We start from the raw sequence: 17,298 nt of genomic DNA, 5'->3' as shown, positions 1-17,298 counted from the left end.
GAGCGGGGAGGTTCTGCCGGCGTCGGGGAGGTCACTTGCCGGCGTTGATGGTGGCCGACTTGACGGCGCTGCCCTCGACGTTCCACTTCTTCAGAGCCTCGGCGTAGGTGCCGTCCTTGATGATCGCGTCGAGCGCTTCCTTGACGGCGTCGCGCAGCTGGGTGTTCTCCTTCGAGACACCGATGCCGAAGAGGCCGACGTCGCTCTGGCTGCCGACGACCTCGAAGTCGTTGCCGCCGCCCGAGGTCTTCGCGATGTACGCGGCCACCGGGTAGTCGTTCAGGTCGGCCACGGCGCCGCCGGCCTTGACGCGGGTCTGCGCCTCGGCGTCGCTGTCGAAGGCCTGGATCGTCAGCTTGTTGGCGCCGCACTTCGTGGCCTGGGCCTTGAAGGTGTCCTCGTAGATCGTGCCGCGCTGGACGGCCACGGTCTTGCCGCACAGGTCGTCGAGGGAGTTGATGCCCTGCGGGTTGCCCTTCTTGACCAGGAGGGAGACGCCGGAGCTGAAGTAGTCGACGAAGTCGATGCCCTTGCCGATCTTCTTCCCGCTGTCGTCCAGGCCCTCCTGGCGCTTCTTGTTGTCCGTCATCGAGGACATGATCAGATCCTGGCGGCCGGTGTAGATCGAGGTGATCAGACCGTCGAAGGTGCCGGACGTGAACTTGAACTCGACGCCGAGCTGCTTGCTCAGGGCCGCGGCGATGTCGGGGTCGACGCCGACGATCTTGCCGCCCTCGGTGAACTCCATCGGAGCGTACGAGGCGTCGGTGCCGACCTTGATGACACCGGCCTTCTGGATGTCGGCGGGGAGCTTCGAGAAGAGCGGCGCGGCGTTGGTCGACGGCGAGCCGCCTTCCTTCGTCGGCGTCGCGGAGCCGCCTTCGGTCTGGTCACCGCAGGCGGTCAGCAGCACGGAGCCGGCGACCGCGATGGCGGCGACCGCGGCAAGACGGGAGGTGCGGGTCTTGGCGGTCGTACAGCGCGTGGTGCGTGCGGTCATGATCGGGTTCCTCCGGCGTGTGAGGGAGTTGCCAGGCGGCCACGTACATCTCTTCGAGTGTCGCGACCTCGTGTGATTACGGCATCTTGCCATTCGGACCGCCTCAAACCGACGGCCACGGATGTCAAAATCGGGTAACGGGTGACGGCCGAATGCCGACAGGCCGGTACATCCGGGCCGGATCATCTTCTGAATCTCTTCCCCGCTGCCGGAAAATCTCCTGTTGATCTCGCCATTCGGACGAGCGGAACGCGGCCAATCGGGTGGGGGCGAGATCTATCGGGACATGGGGTGACGTGTCGCTCTCCGTCCATGTCCGGATGCACTCGGTATGAGTCGCGTCACCGAGGGGTTATGGACTCGTCTGCGGTGCCGTCCGTCCGGTAAGAAGGATCCTTACACCCCTCATCCGGGGCTCAGGGCGCGTTGTGCGGCGCGCCCGCGCGGCTGCCAGACACGGCGGGCGCGGTGCCTCCCCACCCCTCCTCAACCGGGAGTGGACCACCCTCAAATGAAGAAGACTTAAGGGGTCAACCCAATGGCAGCGGAGATCGTCAATCCTCGCAATGACAGCGGTACGGAAGGAGCTCCGGAGGAGCTCTTCGATCCTGTCTTCGCCCTCCACAGGGGCGGCAAGATGGCCGTGCAGGCCACCGTCCCCCTGCGGGACAAGGACGACCTGTCCCTCGCGTACACGCCCGGCGTCGCCAAGGTGTGCACCGCGATCGCCGAGCAGCCCGAGCTGGTCAACGACTACACCTGGAAGTCCCAGGTCGTCGCGGTCGTGACCGACGGTACGGCAGTGCTCGGCCTCGGCGACATCGGCCCGGAGGCCTCCCTCCCGGTCATGGAGGGGAAGGCCATCCTCTTCAAGCAGTTCGGCGGCGTGGACGCGGTCCCGATCGCCCTCGCCACCACCGACACCGACGAGATCGTCGAGACCGTCGTCCGGCTCGCCCCGTCCTTCGGCGGCGTGAACCTGGAGGACATCTCGGCGCCGCGGTGCTTCGAGATCGAGCGCAAGCTCCAGGAGCGCCTCGACATCCCCGTCTTCCACGACGACCAGCACGGCACCGCGATCGTCACCCTCGCCGCCCTCCGTAACGCGGCGAAGCTGACCGGCCGGACCCTCGGCGAGCTGCGCGCGGTCATCTCCGGCGCGGGTGCCGCCGGCGTCGCCATCGCGAAGTTCCTCCTGGAGGCGGGCCTCGGAGACGTCGCCGTCGCCGACCGCAAGGGCATCGTCAGCCGCGACCGCGAGGACCTCACGGACGTCAAGCGCGAGATCGCCGAGCTCACCAACAAGGCCGGTCTCTCCGGCTCCCTGGAGAGCGCCCTGGCCGGCGCGGACGTCTTCATCGGCGTCTCCGGCGGTACGGTCCCCGAGGCCGCCGTCGCGGCCATGGCTCCGAACGCCTTCGTGTTCGCCATGGCCAACCCGAACCCCGAGGTCCACCCCGACGTCGCGCACAAGTACGCGGCCGTCGTGGCGACCGGCCGTTCGGACTACCCGAACCAGATCAACAACGTGCTCGCGTTCCCCGGCATCTTCGCCGGCGCGCTCCAGGTCCGGGCCTCCCGGATCACCGAGGGCATGAAGATCGCCGCGGCCAACGCGATCGCGGACGTGGTGAAGGACGAGCTCGCCGCCGACTGCGTCATCCCGTCGCCGTTCGACGAGCGGGTCGCCCCGGCCGTCGCGGCCGCGGTCGCCGCCGCCGCCCGCGCCGAGGGCGTCGCCCGCCGCTGACGCGCGCACCTGGCGTCGTGCCCACGGGTACGCGAAGGGCCCCGTTCCGTACGCCGGGACGGGGCCCTTCCGTGTGGGCGACACGGGTCACACCGGGGCGTGGTTCCCCTCGCCGTCCGCGGCGGCCTAGGGTCGGGGCCATGTTCGCTGCCTACGCTGCCCGAATCGACCGCGACCAGCCCCTGAACGGCCTCGAATTGGGTGAACGCCCCGAGCCGGTGGAGCGGCCCGGCTGGACCACCGTCACCGTCAAGGCCGCCTCGCTCAACCACCACGACCTGTGGTCGCTGCGCGGGGTCGGGCTGCCCGAGGAGAAGCTGCCGATGATCCTCGGCTGCGACGCCGCCGGCATCGACGAGGACGGCAACGAGGTCGTCCTGCACTCCGTGATCGGCCAGACGGGGCACGGTGTCGGGCCCGACGAGCCCCGGTCCATCCTCACCGAGCGCTACCAGGGCACCTTCGCCGAGCGGGTCAGCGTGCCCCGCTGGAACGTGCTGCCCAAGCCGAAGGAACTCTCCTTCGAGGAGGCCGCCTGCCTGCCCACCGCCTGGCTGACCGCCTACCGGATGCTCTTCACCAACGCCGGGGTACGGCCCGGGGACTCGGTGCTCGTGCAGGGCGCGGGCGGCGGTGTCGCCACCGCCGCCATCGCTCTCGGCAAGGCGGCCGGCCTCCGGGTCTTCGCCACCAGCCGCGACGAGGCCAAGCGCAAGCGGGCCGTGGAGCTGGGTGCCGTCGAGGCCTTCGAGCCGGGCGCCCGGCTCCCGCAGCGGGTGGACGCGGTCATCGAGACCGTCGGCGCCGCCACCTGGTCCCACTCGGTCAAGTCGCTGCGGCCGGGCGGCACGCTCGTCATCTCGGGCGCCACGAGCGGCGACCGGCCCGCACACGCCGAGCTGACCCGGATCTTCTTCCTGGAGCTGAAGGTCGTCGGCTCGACGATGGGTTCCAAGGACGAACTGGAGGACCTGCTGTCCTTCTGCGCGGCCACGGGCGTCCGTCCGGTGATCGACGAGGTCCTGCCGCTGGACCGGGCGCGGGAGGGCTTCGAGAAGATCGCCTCCGGCGAACTCTTCGGCAAGATCGTCCTCACGACCTCGTGAATCCCCGGGCGACTTCGTGAATACCTCCTGACGACCTCTTGATGACTCGTCAGGACTGCTGATGGTATCTCCGGCACGCGAAACATGAACAATCCTCACCTCGTCGTGCCGGAGGTCTCCCTTGCTGCGCACCATCCTGACGGCCGGTGCCGTCGTCGCCGCACTGCTCGCCCCGACCGCCGCCCACGCGGAACCGGTCCCGGCCGGCATCCCCGCACTCACCGACGAACACGGCCGCACCCTCACCCTGCGCGGCTGGAACGTCGAGGACAAGGCGAACCGTGGCGCCGCCGCCCTCTCCGCGATCACCGAACGGCACTTCCGCGACATGCGGGCCAAGGGCTTCAACTTCGCCCGCCTCCTGGTCTTCTGGGACGACCTGGAACCCCGGCCGGGCGAGTACAGCCAGGACTACCTGCGGAAGATCGAACGGATCCTGGACTGGGCCAGGAAACATGACGTCAAGGTCCTCATCGACGCCCACCAGGACGTGTTCGGCCCCGCGTTCGGCCACCGGGGCGTGCCCGCGTGGGCGACCAGGACCGACGGGCTGCCCTTCACCCCGCATCCGGACGACTGGTTCTCCGAGTACTTCGAACCCGCCGTCCAGCGTGCCTTCACCCACCTCTACCAGGACGAGGACCTGCGGCGCGCCCAGGCCCGCATGTGGCGGGTGCTCGCGGACCGCTTCGAGGACCACCCGGCCGTCCTCGGCTACGACCTGATCAACGAGCCGATGGGCGAGATACGGGAGGGCGAGGACCTGGCGACGGCGGCCCGCCGCGTCGAACGGGACCACCTCACCCCGATGTACAACCGCCTCGCGGACGCCGTCCGTTCGGTCGACCCCTCCACCTGGGTCTTCGTCGAGCCGACCCCGATCGTCGGCGAGGGGGTGCCCACCGGGCTCGGGCGGATCGACGACCCGAAGGTCGTCTACGCCCCCCACTTCTACAACACCGCCATGGAGGCGGGTGCCGACTACGACCCGGCCGCCGGCTGGATCGAGAACTACGAGCGGGCCGTCACCCGGTACCCCGAGGAGTACAAGGTGCCCGTCGTGGTGGGCGAATGGGGTCCGCTCAACAACTCCCTTCCGAACATGAACCGCTTCTACCGAGAGGCGATGGCCTCCCTGGGCCGCTACGGCTCCGGCTGGGCCGGCTACGTCTGGTGCTACGGCGGCGGCTACTGCGCGGTGGACGGCGCCGGGACCTTCCGTACGAACAAGGAGCTCACCGCCGAGCCGTACGCGGAGGCGGTCGCGGGCACGGTCCGCTCCGCCGCCTACGACGGCGCGGCAGGCGTCTACCGCCTCTCGTACGACTCCGCCCGGCGCGGCCCCCGGGTCACCGAACTCTCCCTGCCGCCCGGCACCTGGCGGGTGACGGCCGGCGGAGGGGCGATGGTGCTCCGCACGTCGCCGGGCAGGGCCTGGATCCTCGCGGCCCCGGGCACCCGGGTGACGGTGACCGCCGACCGGGGCTGAGGCCCGCTGTCGGCCGGACGGGGCGGTGACGCCGACCGGGGCTGAGGCTCGCTGTCGGCCGGACCGGGCGGGGCCGCCGGGCCCGATCCCGGCCCGGCCCCGGCCCTGGCTCCCGCCCCGTCCGGCTACGGCGTGGGGCGGGACCGCAGCATGCCCGTGATCCGGATCGCCGCCGCCGACAGCTGGTCGCGGGCCTCGGCCAGTTGGTCCTGGCTCACGCCGTGGTCACGGGCCGCGTCGCGGATCTCGTCGCGGAAACGGTCGAGGAGCCGGTCGAGGTCACGGGCCGGGTCGCCCGAGCCCTCCGTGTCCCGCGCCCACTCCGGCACCTCGTCGACCGGGGCCGTCATGAACGACGGCTCCTGGGCGGCCGCCTTCGGGTGGGTCGTACCCGCCACCAGGCCGCCGAGCTGGGCCGTGATGTCCGAGAGGCCCTCCCAGACCCCCTTCGGCCAGTCGCCCCGCGAGAAGCGGTCCTGGACCTCCTCCTGCACCTGCTGGGCGATCCGCTGGAACTCCTTCGCTTGGTGGCGGGCGGACTTCGCCTCGGCGCGGGCCTGGCGGGCCTGCTCCTTCCACTCCTGCCCGACCCGGCGCAGCTCCTCCCTGGCGTCGGCGAACGAGGAGGGCTCCGCCGTGCGGGTCCGGCCCGCCGCCGCGCGCATCTCGCTGCGCACCCGGCCGGCCGCGCCGCGCACGTCGTCCCGCATCTCCGCAGCGAGTTCCGACACCGACTCGCGGATCTCCCGCTCCAGGTCGTCCAGTTCGGCGCCGCGCCCGGCCAGCTCGGCACGTCCCGCGTCGGTGATCGAGTAGACCTTCCGGCCGCCCTCGCTGGCATGGGTGACGAGGCCTTCGGCCTCCAGTTTGGCGAGCCGCGGGTAGACCGTGCCCGCCGAGGGGGCGTAGAGCCCCTGGAAGCGCTCCTCCAGGAGGCGGATCACCTCGTAGCCGTGGCGCGGGGCCTCGTCGAGCAGCTTGAGCAGGTAGAGGCGGAGGCGGCCGTGCGCGAAGACGGGCGGCATGTCAGAGCACCTTTCCGGTCGCGGAGGTGGTGGGGGAGGAGGTGGAGCCGGTGTCCCCGTCGGCCTCGGGGCGCCGCAGCAGGGCGATGGAGCCGGAGACGGTGGTCGCCTTGAGAGTGCCCCGGCCCGCACCGAGGGTGCCCGTGACGGACTTGGTGCCCCACTGACCGTCCACGCGCAGGTCCTCGAAGGCGTTCGCCACGGAACCGCTCGTGGTGCTCGCCTCGACCCGCGCGTCCGCCGGGTGCGGGAGCCGGATGGCGACCTCGCCGGAGACGCTGGCGAGCCGGATGTCGGCGGGCGGCCCGTCCAGGTCGGCCGGGTCGAGGTCGATGACCATGTCACCGCTGACCGTCTCCGCCTTCACGGAGGCGCCCGCGCCCTCGATGACCGTCACGTCGCCGGTCACGGTGTTGATCCGGAGGGCGCCGGTGACCGACTGGGCCTCCAGATTGCCCGAGACGCTCTCGGCGCGGACCGGTCCCGAGAGGCCGAGGAGGGTGGTGTCGCCGGTGACGCCCCGCACCTCCGTACGCCCTCTGATGCCGGTGACGACGGCCTCGGCGCCGACCACCCCCACCTCGACGTCGACGCCCGCGGGAACGGCGACGGAGACGACGGCCCGGCGCCGGTACTCCTTGCGGTCGAGCCACTTGAGGATGCTCTTCCACTGCAGGTCCTCGTAGCTCACCGTCAGGGTGGAGCCGTCCTGCGACACGATGAGCGGTGGGCCCTCGATCTCCGAGATCTCCACGCGGGCGGAACTCTCCTCCGTCCCCACCACGTTCACCGTGCCGTTGACGATGCGGACCTGCAGACGGGTCACGGGGTCGGCCGGTGCCAGCTTCGTCGGCTCGGTGACGGACCACTCTGTCATGGTGCTGACCTCCCGTTCGGCAACGCAACATATCGCGTCTTTCGAGAGACACGCTATATCGCGGTGAAAGGAAGTCAACCCTGACTCTTCCCTGACAGGGATGACCATCCCCGTCGTACACGGACAAACTGCCCTAGCGTAGGGCCCATGAACGCGACATCCGGACCGCGCCCCGTCGGCGCACTGCTGCTCTGCCGTGCCGACCCCTCGGCGGTCCGGCCGCCCGCTCAGCTGCTCAGGGAACAGCTGCTCCTCGCCCCGGCGGGCGACGACTGGAGCGTGCTCGTCCCGGAGGGGAAACCGTGGCTCCACGGCGGGGAACCCGTCGAACAGGTCGTCACCGGCTGGGCCACGGCCCTCGCCGTCTCCGCCGCCACCTGGCCCGTCGTCGCGCTCTGGTGGGACCGCGACAGGGCAGGACTCACGCTCGCCGCCGGCTTCCGCCGTACGGTCGGCTACACCTGGCTCGCGGACGGCACGCCCGTCGGCGAGGACGAGGCCATGCGCACCTTCGCCGCGCGGCTCGCCCTCGACCCGGTCCTGGACGTGCAGGCCCTGGAACCGCTCACCGTGCCCGACCCGGAGGCCGACGCCCACAGCCGGCTCGTCGGCGTCGTCGCCGTCCTCACCCGCACCGGCCTCGCCCTGCCGACCGGGCTCCTGCCCGGCGAGAACCCCGACCGGCTCCGCTCCGTCGCCCTGGCCCAGGGCGCGGAACAGCTCGAATGGTCCGGCTGGAGGGACGCGGTGCGCGCGGAACTCGACGCGGTGGAAGGCAGTCCCCTCGGGCCGTACCTGCGCGGCCCCAGGGCGCGCGTCCTGGGTGCGGCGCAGCTCGCGGCGGGGGTGCCGCTCCTGCTCTGGGGCGTCGGCCGGCGCAGCGGCGGCTGGGCGGCGGCCGGGGCCCTGCTCGTCGCGCACGGCGCGCTCGGACTCGCCTACGACCGGCTGCGGGAGGGATGACCCGGGGCGCGGCAGGATTCTCCACGCGCGCGTGCGACGGCAGACCCCTCGAAGACCCCGCTACGCGCGCGTGCGACGCAGGTGGTCATCCGCGCGCGCGTGCCCCTACTCCTCGTCGTCCTCGTCGTCGTCCAGACGGGCCAGCCAGGTCGCGAGGCGCTCGACGGGCACCTCGAAGTCGGGGTTGAGGTCGACGAACGTCCGCAGCTGCTCGGCGAGCCACTCGAAGGTGACCTCCTCCTCGCCTCGCCGCTTCTCCAGTTCCTCGATGCCACGGTCGGTGAAGTACATGCGATCAGGATAGGCCGTACCTCTCCCGTCCCCTGTCGCCCGTCAGTCCCACCGACTAGCCTTCCTCATCATCGTTTCGGGGAGCGGGGGCGCTGTGACTCACGGGATCGCTCGAATTCGGCTGGACGACGGTACGCCGGTGTGGGCACGGGTCAGTGACGTGCAGGAACTGGGCAGGGGCGGCGGGTTCCAGGACACCGGTGTCAGGGACCGGGTCGTCTCGATGACCGGCGGGCTCACGGACGTGGTCCGCGGGGTGGTCGGCTCGCTGCGCGCCGGACTCGACCCGCAGGGTCCCGTGGAGGTCGCCGTCAGCTTCGGCATCGAGCTGTCGGCGCAGTCCGGCAAGGTCATCGGGGTCCTCGCGGACGGCTCGGGCAAGGCCTCCGTGAGCGTCTCCCTCACCTGGACCGAACCCGGCAGGTCCCCCGCGACGGACCCCGAACCGGCCCCGGCGCCCGCGGCGGAGGCGGCGTGCGGCGCGGCGCCCGCGACCGGCCCCGCCCGCCCGATCCCGGCCCCCGCCCACGGCCAGGACGCGCCCGACAGAGCCCCTCGGACACACCCGGCGGCCGACGAGCCCGCATGAGCGCCTTCGACGCTCTCGTGCGCCCCGCACTCGTACGCATCGCGGCTCCCGGCTGCGGGTATGACCCGCACGGCGACCGGTACTGGGGCACCGGCTTCTTCATCGCCCCCGGCTGGGTGCTGACCTGCGCCCATGTCGTGGCCGAGGGGGGAAGCGCGGTGTGGAGGAGCGAGCCGGCCGTCGGCGTCACCTGGGAGGACGGCAAGACCACCCGGGAGACCACCGGCACCGTCGTGCTCGCCATGCCGCGCCCCGAGAGGCCCGACGACCCGCCGGACCGGTGGGCCTTCCCCGACCTCGCGCTCGTGCGGGTGCCCGGCGCGCACCAGGCGTCCTGCGTGCGCCTCAGCGAGCGCCCGCCCGTCCCGCCGACCGCCGTCGGACTGCACGGCTGGTCCCGGGAGACGGGCGAGCTCGGCATCCGGCACGTCCACGGCACCCTGATCGGCAGCGACGGCAAGGCCCTCATCACCGACTGGGTGATGCCCGTCGAAGGCTGCTCCGGCGGGCCCGTCGTCGACCACCGGCAGGGCGCCGTCATCGGCCTCAACAAAGGCCGTGGGCGCGACGGCGGCGCGGTCGTCCCCGTCACCGCCCTGCGCCGGCTGCACGACCTTCCCGGCGGCGAGGCCATGGGCGAGGCGTTGCGCGCCCACGACCGCTACCACCTGGCCAGCTACCGGTCCCTCGACGACCGGCCCGACTGGACCCGCGTACAGGGGAAGCTGACGGGCACCCAGGGCGGCGTGAGCCCCGGCCTGCGCACCCGGCTGTACGGGCACTTCGCCGAGCTGCCCGCGGCCACCGCGCCCGGCGAGATCCTGGATCTGATCGACCAGGTCAAGGCCTGGATCAGGGACGACGACCTGCCGGACGCCCTGGAGGACGACCCGCGCACCTGGAGCGAGGGAGCCGGGCTCCTTCGCGGCCTGCGGGCGCCCGGCAGGGACGGCGTCCGCGACCTCGACCTGGACGCGGTGCTCCTGTACGCGGCCCATGTCGTCCGGCACGTCGGCGGGCGGTACGGCGAGCGGGCCGACACCGCCGCCCTCACCGGTTGGATCGTCAACCAGTCGGGAGACGCCGACCGGCACCTCCGGCGCGAGATCGACCGGCTCGTCACCCCCGGCAGGCCCGCGCCCCTCTCCGTACGCGAACCCCGCGCGCGTGCCGACGTCCTCCTGGAGATCGGCCTCCCCCTCTACGACCGCCGGTACCCGTGGCGGGTCAAGCTCCTCCTCGACGGCCACACCGTCAGCCCGCTCCACTTCGACGACCGGGGCGTCGAGCGGGCCCGCCTCGGCGAGGCCCTCCGCGAACCGCTCGCGGACGCCCTGCGGCGCGGCGACAGCGGACCCCACCTGGCCGCCGTGCAGGCGGTGCTGCCGCGCGAGCTCTTCGACGAGCCCCTGGACACCTGGCGGATCGACCCCCCGCAGGGCCCCGACGACGCCTGGGCGACCACCCTCGGCCAGCGCAGGATCGTGGTCATCCGCGACGCCCACCGCCACGGCAGGGAACCGGCGCCCGAATGGCGGGAGCGCTGGGAGGCGGAGGAGCGCGGACCGCTCCGTGCCGTCCCGCTGCGCGGCGAGGTGCCCGGCGCCGGCCCGGACGCCCACACCGCGCGCGTACGCAGGGAGACCTGGGCGGAGACGTACGACCGGCTCCGGGAGGCCAACGGCGCGGCCGTCCCGGTCTACTGCGGTCACGTGGGCAGCGGCGACGGGCTGATGGCGATGAACGCGGCCCTCGCCGCCGGCCACCCGCTCGCCCTCTGGCGGACCGGCGCCCACGACCACACCGACTGCGCGGAGTTCCACGAGCAGGCCGATCTGCTGCTCGCCACCGGATCCGCCGCATGGGGGGTGCCCGGGCCCGTCCGCTCCCTGCGCACGCGCGCGGCCGACCCGGCGGCCGGGCCCGAGGCCCGCGCCCGGTACGCCTGGGCCCGGAGCATCGCGGTCCTGTTCGACCCGCCCGACCGCCCGCCGTACGGCGGGCCCCTGGAGCCGCCGCCGCTGCTCGGGGAGGGGGAGCAGTGACCCGAGCGGCCACCGGGGCGACCGGCTCTCGATCCGGCCGGTTACGGCATCGGCAGGCCCCGCCCCCGGGCGGTACCTTCGACGGACCCGGCATCGACACCACAGCCAGGAGGAGTCCATCGTGAACGATTGGCGGATCTACCGTGGTGCCGGTCTTCCGCACGACGAGATACAGCGGCTGCCCGCCCCGCCGCCCTGGCGCGACTTCTCGACGGGCAGCGCCGACGACACGCTCGCCGGTTCCGACCGGCGGCTCGGCGTCAAGCGCAGACTCGTCCAGAACCACCACCCCCGGCCCGCCGAGACCGACGCCGTCAACGCCGCCCTCTACCTCCGGCGTCCGCTGCTGGTCACCGGCAACCCCGGCACCGGCAAGTCCACCCTCGCGCACGCCGTCGCCCACGAGCTGGGCCTCGGCCGGGTGCTGCGCTGGCCGATCGTCAGCCGCACCACCCTCCAGGACGGTCTCTACCGGTACGACGCCATCGGCCGCCTCCAGGACGTGCAGCTGGAGCGCGCCCAGGCCGGATCTCCCGGCTCCGCCGCCGCGGCTCCGGCCGGCATCGGCTCGTACATCCGGCTCGGACCGCTCGGCACCGCGCTGCTTCCCTCCGAGCAGCCGCGGGTGCTGCTCATCGACGAGCTGGACAAGAGCGACCTCGACCTGCCGAACGACCTCCTGAACGCCCTGGAGGAGGGCGAGTTCGCCATTCCCGAGCTGGAGCGGCTCGCGGACCGGGAGCCCGTCGTGGAGGTGCTCAGCGACGACGGCCGCAAGGTGCGGGTGTTCGGCGGCCGGGTCCGCTGCACCACCTTCCCCTTCATCGTGCTCACCTCCAACGGCGAACGGGACTTCCCCGCCGCCCTGTTGCGCCGCTGCATCCGGCTCGAGCTCGAACCGCCCGGTGAGGAGCAGCTCCGCGCCATGATCGAGGCCCACCTCGGGACCGAGGCCGCCGCGGGCGAAGGGGAGCAGGGTCTCGTCCAGCGCTTCCTCAACCGCGAACCGGGCGAGGTGATCGCCACCGACCAGCTCCTGAACGCGCTCTACCTGACCCAGCACGCCTCCCGCGCCGAACGGGTCACCAGGGAACGCATCGCCGACATGCTCATGCAACCGCTCGATCAGCCGAGGTGACGGTCGGATGCACCGGATGCATCTGGAAGAGATCACCCGCAGACTGCGGGCCGGCGGCCAGGACCCCACCGCCGAGGACCTCGCGGACGCCCTCTGGCTGTCCCAGTGGCTCCCCGGCCCCTCCGCGCGGGATCCGGGCCTGGCGGACGGGTCGGCGGCCGGACCGTCCGCGGAGACGGCGGACGGCACCTCCGACCGTCGGCGCCGGTCCGCCGGGCACCAGGAGCAGGGCGAGAGCGATGATGCGCGCGACGGCGGGGGCACGGCAGGCGTGACCGACCGACCGCCGGACGGCGGCGCCGCCCACGAGTCCGTCTCCCTCCACATGACCACCACCACCGGAACCACCGGAGCCACCGGAGCCGTGGGTGCCGCCGGTGCCGACGGCCGAGTCGGGCGTACGGAGCGGGGCGCGACGCTGCCGGTACGCGCCCCCGGCGCCAACGCCCTGCCCGGACTCCTCGGTCTCCAGAAGGCCCTCCGCCCCCTGCGCGGCTACGCCCTCGCGCCGCACCGCCCCGGCGAGGGCACCCTCGACGAGGAGGCCACCGCCGAACGCAGCGCCGCCGCCGGCTTCCTCATCCCCGTCCTGCGCCCCGCCACCGGCCTCCGCCCCGACATCCAGCTCCTCATGGACACCGGCCCCGCCATGGTCGTCTGGGACCGGATGGTCGAGGAACTCCGCCAGGCCTGCCAGCAGTCCGGCGCCTTCCGGGACGTGCAGGTGCACCGCCTGTACGACACCGGCGAAGGACCCCCGCTCGTCACCACCACCTCGGGCGCCGACGGCCGGCCGCGGCTGCGCCCCGTCGACCAGCTCCACGACCCCACCGGCCGCCGCCTCACCCTCGTCGTCAGCGACTGCGTCGGCCCCCTGTGGCAGTCCGGCGCCGCCCAGCGCTTCCTGCGCCGGTGGCCCCGCCACTCCCCGCTCGCCCTCGTCCAACCCCTGCCGCCCCGCCTCTGGTCCCGGACCGCGCTCCCCGCCGAACCCGGCACCTTCCAGCGCTCCGCGACCCCCGGCGGCCACACCGTCTTCCGCTCCGACGACGAGCCCTGGGGACCGCGGGACCCCGGCCGCCGGGCCGTGCCCGTGCTCACCCCGACCCCCGAGGCCTTCGCCTCCTGGACCCGGCTCCACACCGGGCACGGCGGCGACGCCGTACGCGGCTGGGCCGCCTGGCTCACCCCAGGACCGGCGGAGCCGCCCGCGCCCAGGACACCCCGCGCCCGGCGGAGCGACGACGAACTCCTCCGCGCCTTCCGGGCCGCCGCCTCGCCCGGTGCGCTCCTGCTCGCCGTCCACCTCGCGGCTGCCCCGCTGACCCTGCCGGTCATGCAGCTCGTCCAGCGCGCCATGCTGCCCGACACCGGCCCCATGGAGCTGGCGGAGGTCCTGCTCAGCGGGCTCTTACGACGGCTGCCCGGCCCCACCCCGTACCCCTGCTACAGCTATCCGCCCGGCATCCAGCAGCACCTCCTCGGCTCGCTCGACCCCAGCGCCGCCGCCCTCGTCCTCAAACACTGCTCCGCCTATGTGGAGCGCAATTTCGGCCAGGGCATGCGCAACTTCCCTGCGCTCGCCGCCGCCCGTCTCGCGGGAGCGGAGCCGGGAGCGGCAACGGAAGCGGCAGCGGAAGCAGGGACCGGCACCGACCGGGACACCGGCCTCCCTCGCGAGTACCACGCGACCCACGCGACCGACCGGACCGACCGGGCCCACGAGACCGACGCGACCGACGAACCCATCGGGCCGAACGGCGCCGAGACCGAGCTCTTCGCCCGCATCCCCGCGCGCGTCCTCCGCTTCTACCACCCCGACCTGGTCACCCCCGACCCGCTCACCGAGGCCCGCCGGCTCCTGGCCCAGGGCCGGGCACAGTCCGACCCGGCGCTCCTCGCCGGCGCCCGCGAACGCGCCGAGGCCGCGCTCCCCGCCGAGCCGGTCGAGGCCCGGATCGTCCTCGCGGGCGCCCTGTACGCCGAAGCGGGCACCGCCGCGGCCCGGCGCACCGGCCGCCGCCCGGAGCTCCTCGGCCAGGCCGCCGACACCCTCGTACAGGCCGGGGAGCTCGCCCCGCCCGGCGAGGAGGCATGGGCCGACGCCCGGCTCGAACTCGCCGTCGTCCACCACGCCCTGTGGCGCGACACCGACGAAACCGGCCATCTCGACGCGGCCCTCGCCGCCCTCGCCGAGGAAGCCGACCGTTGGCCCGGGACCGCCCGCCACACCCTTCACCTGCGCCGCGGCCGCCTGCTCCTCGCGCGGGGCGACGGCGAGGCCGCGGTCGGCGAACTCACCGCCGCCCTCACCCTCCACGAGAGCGCCGCCGTCCTCCTCGACCTCGCCGACGCCCTGCGTCTCGCCGGGGCCGAGCCCGGCCGCATCCACCTCGTGCTCGACCGGGCCGAACCCCTCATCAGTCACGGCCGTGCCCTGCGGCTGCGCTTCACCACGGCACGCGCGCGGCTGTACGACTCCGAGGGCGACGGAGCCGCCGCCGACGCGGCGTACGAGGAGGCGACCCTGCTGGCCCCCGCCGACAGCGAACAGCGCGGGCCGCTCCTGCTCACCTGGGGCGGATCGCTCCTTCGGCGCGCGGCGGCCGGTACCGGCACCGCGCCCGTGGACCGGGCCGAGGGCGTCCTGCGCGAGGCTCTCACCCGGCTGCCCGCGGGGGCGCCGGAGCGGGCGAGGGCGAGGACCCTGATCGGTAGTGTCCTCGCGCTCCGCTTCCACCGCGCCGGATTCCTTCCGGACCTCTTCGAGAGCCGTCACCTGCTCGAACAGGCGCTCCGGGGCACCGACGACCCGGGGGAGCGTGCCGAGGTGTGGCTGCAACTCGGGCGGGTGAGGCTGGAGTTGGCCGAAACGGCGCGGGACGGGCTGATCGGCGACGCGCTCACCGCGTACCGCAACGCGGACGAGGACTCCCGTACCGCCCACGGAGACGACCCGGGCACGGTCACCGGCGCCCGCGCGCTCCACGCCCAGGGAGCCGTCCTGTGGCTGATGGGCCGCCCGGCCCGGGCCGGCACCGCGCTGCTCGCCGCGACCGAGCGGTGGCGGCGGCTCACCGGGCGGCTCGTGGAGGTGGACTGGGCGGACGTGGAGCGGACCAGAGCCCTGCTGGGGGAGGTCGAGAGCGCGGCGGGAGGGGGCCGGGTGAGGGTCTCCGCCGAGGACTGGCGCAGGATCGCACCGCCCTGGTGGGCGTGGAGCGGCACCACCGGATGAGCTTGTCATGGGACGGCTGAATAACGGGGGCGTGAATGGGCGCAGTTGAATCGAAAGGGTTTCCGGTCTCCCGGGGTCGGGAAGAACCGCTGCGCCGCTACGACCGTGGGGGACAGCGTCGGTGAGGAGGAGCCGAGAGTGTTCGAGCGTACGGAGTGGGCGACCGGTGTCGGCCGGAGTGCCGGCCGGTCCCCGCGTCTGCCCGATCTCGCGGCCGTTGATCTGCGGACCTTGCGCGTCACGGACGACGCCGTCGTCGGCGCGGCGGTCGAGAGAGTGCTGCGCCACCCCTCGGACCTGGTCGTCTCCTGGCCGGAGGACGCCCTCGTCGACTGACGAACGAGCGGCCCGAGCCGTTCGGTCCTGGCCGCCCCGCATCCGCCCCGACCACTCGATTCCGGCCGTATCCGGCAAGCCCCCCGCGTCCATCGGTGGCGCCGGATGCGGCACGTACCGGGCGGACACGCGCTCGCCGAGGCCGATCCGCTCCAGGAGCCGGGAGTGATCGCCACGCCCCCGCGCCCCGCGGCCTTCGCCGCCCTGGCCGCCACCCGGCCCGCCCCGGCGGGCGCCGCCTTCCTGCGGTCCGGGGTGCACGCCCGCCGCCTGCTGCTGCTCAAGGCCCTGCTCGTCCGGGTGCGGCGCCACCGCGACGAGGTCGCCCCCGAGACCCTGCGCGGCTTCGAGGCCGCCTGGCGCCTCCTCGAAAGGACCGAGCGCGCCGCCCCCGGAGTGGTCCGCGCGGTCCTCGACTACCCGACCACCGGCGCCTGGCTCGCCGCCGCCCTCACCGAGCCCGCGGGCCCCGCCCTCGACCGGCACCTGACCCGCCTCGAACTGGTCGCCGCCACCGCCGCCCTGCGGGCGGGCCGGCCGCTCGACCTCGTCGTCCAGGCACCCGGCGGCGTGCTCTCGCTCCCGGGCGTCGGCAGCGTCCTGGTGGCCCCGGGCCCGGTCCGGCTGACCTCCCGCGCCCAGGCGGTGAGGGTCCGCTCCGACGACGCCCGAGGGGCCCCCGCGGCGCTCCTCCGGCTCGTCGACGCCCGCACCGGCGCCGTCACCGGCAGCGGCCCCGGCTGGCGCGGTCTGCGCGGCCTCACCGGCGGGGCCGCCCGCCTGGAGGACCTGGATCCGTACCGGGTGCCGCCCGGCGGGGTCGGAACGCCCGCCAGGGTCGCGGCCGAGCGGCCCGACATCGACCACGCCGCCTGGTCCGCGCACTGGCGGGCCGCAGGGGAGCTGCTGCGGCGGACCGACCGGGAGCGGGCGACGGAGGTCGGGCGGACGGTCGGCGCGCTCGTGCCGCTGCTCCCGCACGGGCCGCGCTCCGTCGGCGCCACCCTGAGCGTCGCCCCCGGGGCCGTCCTGATGACACCGTCGGCCGGCGCCTTCGACATGGCGGAGACGCTCGTCCACGAGCTGCACCACAGCAAGCTCTCCACGCTCCACGAGCTCGTCCCGCTCTACCGCCCCGGCCGTGCCGCGCTGTACCGGGTCGGCTGGCGCACCGACGCTCGCCCGGTCGCCGGGGTCTTCCAAGGGGCCTACGCCCACCTGGCGTTGGCCGATCTGTGGCGGCGGGCGATGGCCGCCCCCGGGGTGCCGGGACCGTGGAGCGTACGGGCCGTGCAGCAGTTCGACCATGTCCACGATCAGGTGGGCGAAGCGCTCGCGATGCTGCTTGAATCCGATGAACTGACCAATGAGGGGCGGGAGTTCGCACGGCAAATGAGGCAGCTCCATGCGAGCCTCGGCGCGAGCCCCAGGGCCCGTGGGTAACACTGTGC

Annotated in this window: 14 protein-coding genes; 10 read left to right on the top strand and 4 right to left on the bottom strand. The window is 73.6% G+C overall.

Features of this window, described 5'->3' with window-relative positions; genetic code table 11:
- Window positions 1–31 precede the first annotated feature (31 nt).
- Entirely contained in the window at window positions 32–1,000 is a 969-nt protein-coding gene (locus tag IO20_RS0122950) for an ABC transporter substrate-binding protein (RefSeq protein WP_030553411.1), read from the bottom strand.
- A gap of 538 nt (window positions 1,001–1,538) precedes the next feature.
- Here IO20_RS0122950 and IO20_RS0122945 point away from each other — a divergent pair.
- From IO20_RS0122945 to IO20_RS0122935, 3 genes are all read left to right on the top strand, one after another.
- Entirely contained in the window at window positions 1,539–2,750 is a 1,212-nt protein-coding gene (locus IO20_RS0122945) for an NAD(P)-dependent malic enzyme (protein WP_030207205.1), read from the top strand.
- 140 nt (window positions 2,751–2,890) lie between these two features.
- Complete coding sequence (locus IO20_RS0122940; protein WP_030553412.1) at window positions 2,891–3,856, top strand: zinc-binding dehydrogenase; 966 nt, start codon at window positions 2,891–2,893, stop codon at window positions 3,854–3,856.
- A 121-nt stretch (window positions 3,857–3,977) separates the two neighbouring features.
- A complete protein-coding gene (locus tag IO20_RS0122935; RefSeq protein ID WP_030553414.1) occupies window positions 3,978–5,345 on the top strand; it encodes a cellulase family glycosylhydrolase in 1,368 nt (455 codons plus the stop codon).
- 125 nt (window positions 5,346–5,470) lie between these two features.
- Here the strand turns inward: IO20_RS0122935 and IO20_RS0122930 are convergent, their stop codons facing one another.
- Window positions 5,471–6,370 carry a PadR family transcriptional regulator gene (locus IO20_RS0122930; RefSeq protein ID WP_030553417.1) on the bottom strand — a complete coding sequence of 300 codons (900 nt, stop codon included), beginning with the start codon at window positions 6,368–6,370 and terminating at the stop codon, window positions 5,471–5,473.
- Between the two features lies 1 nt (window position 6,371).
- Complete coding sequence (locus IO20_RS0122925; protein WP_030553419.1) at window positions 6,372–7,247, bottom strand: DUF4097 family beta strand repeat-containing protein; 876 nt, start codon at window positions 7,245–7,247, stop codon at window positions 6,372–6,374.
- A 147-nt stretch (window positions 7,248–7,394) separates the two neighbouring features.
- On the opposite strand from IO20_RS0122925, the gene IO20_RS0122920 reads away from it, so the two are divergent.
- Window positions 7,395–8,210, top strand: coding sequence for a hypothetical protein (locus IO20_RS0122920; protein ID WP_030553421.1), 816 nt, complete (start codon window positions 7,395–7,397; stop codon window positions 8,208–8,210).
- A gap of 105 nt (window positions 8,211–8,315) precedes the next feature.
- Here IO20_RS0122920 and IO20_RS0122915 read toward each other — a convergent pair whose 3' ends face one another.
- Window positions 8,316–8,501 (bottom strand): DUF6104 family protein, encoded by a 186-nt coding sequence (locus IO20_RS0122915; protein ID WP_030207192.1) that lies wholly within the window; start codon window positions 8,499–8,501, stop codon window positions 8,316–8,318.
- A 139-nt stretch (window positions 8,502–8,640) separates the two neighbouring features.
- Between IO20_RS0122915 and IO20_RS0122910 the strand changes: the two genes are divergently transcribed.
- From IO20_RS0122910 to IO20_RS42025, 6 genes are all read left to right on the top strand, one after another.
- The gene (locus tag IO20_RS0122910; RefSeq protein WP_245685012.1) at window positions 8,641–9,090 is read left to right on the top strand and encodes a CU044_2847 family protein; all 450 of its coding nucleotides are present in this window, start codon (window positions 8,641–8,643) and stop codon (window positions 9,088–9,090) included.
- Window positions 9,087–11,135: a VMAP-C domain-containing protein gene (locus IO20_RS0122905; protein ID WP_030553425.1), complete on the top strand. Its 2,049-nt coding sequence runs from the start codon at window positions 9,087–9,089 to the stop codon at window positions 11,133–11,135. The genes IO20_RS0122910 and IO20_RS0122905 overlap by 4 nt, the downstream gene beginning before the upstream one ends.
- Before the next feature lie 121 nt (window positions 11,136–11,256).
- Complete coding sequence (locus IO20_RS0122900; protein WP_030207184.1) at window positions 11,257–12,273, top strand: AAA family ATPase; 1,017 nt, start codon at window positions 11,257–11,259, stop codon at window positions 12,271–12,273.
- Window positions 12,274–12,280: 7 nt separating this feature from the next.
- Window positions 12,281–15,511, top strand: a complete 3,231-nt coding sequence (locus IO20_RS0122895) for an SAV_2336 N-terminal domain-related protein (protein ID WP_030553426.1) — start codon at window positions 12,281–12,283, stop codon at window positions 15,509–15,511.
- Between the two features lie 138 nt (window positions 15,512–15,649).
- On the top strand, window positions 15,650–15,847 hold the full coding sequence (locus IO20_RS0122890; RefSeq protein ID WP_030207171.1) for a hypothetical protein: 198 nt from the start codon (window positions 15,650–15,652) through the stop codon (window positions 15,845–15,847).
- A gap of 105 nt (window positions 15,848–15,952) precedes the next feature.
- Window positions 15,953–17,290, top strand: coding sequence for an HEXXH motif domain-containing protein (locus tag IO20_RS42025; RefSeq protein ID WP_051874629.1), 1,338 nt, complete (start codon window positions 15,953–15,955; stop codon window positions 17,288–17,290).
- Window positions 17,291–17,298 lie beyond the last annotated feature (8 nt).

Origin of the sequence: Streptomyces exfoliatus (assembly GCF_000725545.1) — a bacterium.
In the GTDB taxonomy this organism is placed as follows: domain Bacteria; phylum Actinomycetota; class Actinomycetes; order Streptomycetales; family Streptomycetaceae; genus Streptomyces; species Streptomyces exfoliatus.
This window is presented reverse-complemented; position numbering and strand designations above follow the sequence as displayed.

Coding starts and splice junctions, on each gene's coding strand:
- IO20_RS0122930 (WP_030553417.1), bottom strand. CDS start 6,370: ATGCCGCCCGTCTTCGCGCACGGCCGCCTCCGCCTCTACCTGCTCAAG.
- IO20_RS0122945 (WP_030207205.1), top strand. CDS start 1,539: ATGGCAGCGGAGATCGTCAATCCTCGCAATGACAGCGGTACGGAAGGA.
- IO20_RS0122950 (WP_030553411.1), bottom strand. CDS start 1,000: ATGACCGCACGCACCACGCGCTGTACGACCGCCAAGACCCGCACCTCC.
- IO20_RS0122920 (WP_030553421.1), top strand. CDS start 7,395: ATGAACGCGACATCCGGACCGCGCCCCGTCGGCGCACTGCTGCTCTGC.
- IO20_RS0122895 (WP_030553426.1), top strand. CDS start 12,281: ATGCACCGGATGCATCTGGAAGAGATCACCCGCAGACTGCGGGCCGGC.
- IO20_RS0122925 (WP_030553419.1), bottom strand. CDS start 7,247: ATGACAGAGTGGTCCGTCACCGAGCCGACGAAGCTGGCACCGGCCGAC.
- IO20_RS0122905 (WP_030553425.1), top strand. CDS start 9,087: ATGAGCGCCTTCGACGCTCTCGTGCGCCCCGCACTCGTACGCATCGCG.
- IO20_RS0122940 (WP_030553412.1), top strand. CDS start 2,891: ATGTTCGCTGCCTACGCTGCCCGAATCGACCGCGACCAGCCCCTGAAC.
- IO20_RS0122915 (WP_030207192.1), bottom strand. CDS start 8,501: ATGTACTTCACCGACCGTGGCATCGAGGAACTGGAGAAGCGGCGAGGC.
- IO20_RS42025 (WP_051874629.1), top strand. CDS start 15,953: ATGCGGCACGTACCGGGCGGACACGCGCTCGCCGAGGCCGATCCGCTC.